2 protein-coding genes are annotated in these 1,719 nt (G+C 71.4%); both read right to left on the minus strand.

All coding sequences use genetic code 11. The features are described from left to right. Positions 1-89: 89 nt before the first annotated feature. Positions 90-875 carry a tryptophan synthase subunit alpha gene (gene trpA, locus I5I_RS00360; protein WP_036314909.1) on the minus strand — a complete coding sequence of 262 codons (786 nt, stop codon included), beginning with the start codon at positions 873-875 and terminating at the stop codon, positions 90-92. Continuing rightward, positions 872-1,719, minus strand: an 848-nt coding sequence (trpB, locus tag I5I_RS00365) for a tryptophan synthase subunit beta (RefSeq protein WP_036314912.1), incomplete at its 5' end; no start/stop codon positions are given. The genes trpB and trpA, both read right to left, overlap by 4 nt.

Consider the following 1,719-nt stretch of genomic DNA (forward strand, 5'->3'; position numbering starts at 1 on the left):
CTCGGGATGCTGGCGACGACGGAGGCGGAGGAAAGCACGAGGGGCAGTCTACTTCGCCGCCGGTGCCGTCACGTGTCGCCGCGGAGGCGTCAGCGCCCGGCGCCCGCCGTCAGGGCGCGGGTCTCTGCGGCGAGGGCCTCCACGCCCCCGTCGCGCAGCGCCCGGACGAGGGCCGTTCCCACGATCGCGCCGTCCGCGTACTCCAGGACGCCGCTGACCTGCTCGGGCGTGGAGATACCGATGCCGACGCAGGCGTGGTCGACACCGAAGGTGCGCAGTCGCGCCACGAGCGTGCGCGCCGCGGCATCCAGCTCCGCGCGTTCGCCCGTGATACCCATCGTCGACACCGTGTAGACGAAGCCGGTCGACGCCGCGGCGATCATCCGCAGACGCTCGTCGGTAGAGGTCGGCGCCGCCAGGAAGACCCGATCGAGCCCGGTGCGCTCGGAGGCGGCGATCCAGTCGGGGGCGGCGTCGGGTGTGATGTCGGGAGTGATCAGTCCCGCCCCGCCCGCGGCGACGAGGTCGTCGGCGAACCGGTCCACGCCGTACTGCAGCACGGGGTTCCAGTACGTCATCACGAGGATGGGAACATCCACCCGGTCGGCGATCGCGCGCACGGCGGTGAAGGTGTCGCGAAGCCGGAAACCTGCCGCGAGCGCGGCCTGCGTGGCCTCCTGGATCACGAGGCCGTCCATGACGGGGTCCGAGTAGGGCGGGCCGAGCTCGAGGATGTCGGCGCCGTTCTCCGCCAGCGCCACGGCCGCATCGATGCTCGTCTGCAGGTCGGGATAGCCGAGCGGCAGGTAGCCGACGAACGCGCCGCGCCCCTCCGCCTTCGCCGCATCGATCGCGGCGGCCACGCGAGAGGTCATGCCGTTGCCCCCTCGTCGTAGAGACCGAACCAGCGCGCAGCCGTGTCCATGTCCTTGTCGCCGCGTCCCGACAGGCTGACGGCGATGAGGGCGTCGGGTCCGAGCTCGCGGCCCAACCGCAGGGCGCCGGCCAGCGCGTGTGCGGACTCGATTGCCGGGATGATGCCCTCCGTCTGCGACAACAGGCGCAGCGCGTCCATCGCCTCGGCATCCGTCGCCGGAATGTACTGGGCGCGGCCGATGTCGGCGAGCCAGGCGTGCTCGGGACCGACACCGGGATAGTCCAGTCCGGCGGAGATCGAGTGGGACTCGACGGTCTGGCCGTCCTCGTCCTGCAGGACGAACGTCTTGGCCCCGTGGAGGATGCCGGGGCGCCCGCGCTCGATGGACGCCGCGTGCTTGGGCGTGTCGACCCCGTCGCCGGCCGCCTCGACGCCGTAGAGCTTGACCGTCTCGTCGTCGAGGAACGCGTCGAACATGCCGATCGCGTTCGAGCCGCCGCCGACGCAGGCGACGACCGCGTCGGGCAGGCGTCCCGTGTCGGCGAGCAGCTGCGCGCGGGCTTCCTCGGAGATGATCTTCTGGAAGTCGCGCACCATCGCCGGGAAGGGGTGCGGGCCTGCGGCGGTGCCGAAGATGTAGTTCGTCGTCTCGACGGACGCCACCCAGTCGCGGTACGCCTCGTTGATCGCGTCCTTCAGGGTGCGCGATCCCGTCGTCACGGGCACGACCTCCGCGCCCAGCAGCCGCATGCGGGCGACGTTGAGCGCTTGGCGCTGGGTGTCCACCTCGCCCATGTAGACGGTGCATTCGAAAACGAAACAGGCCGCTGCGGTCGCGGTTG

The organism is Microbacterium sp. B24, from assembly GCF_000333415.1.
In the GTDB taxonomy this organism is placed as follows: Bacteria; Actinomycetota; Actinomycetes; order Actinomycetales; family Microbacteriaceae; genus Microbacterium.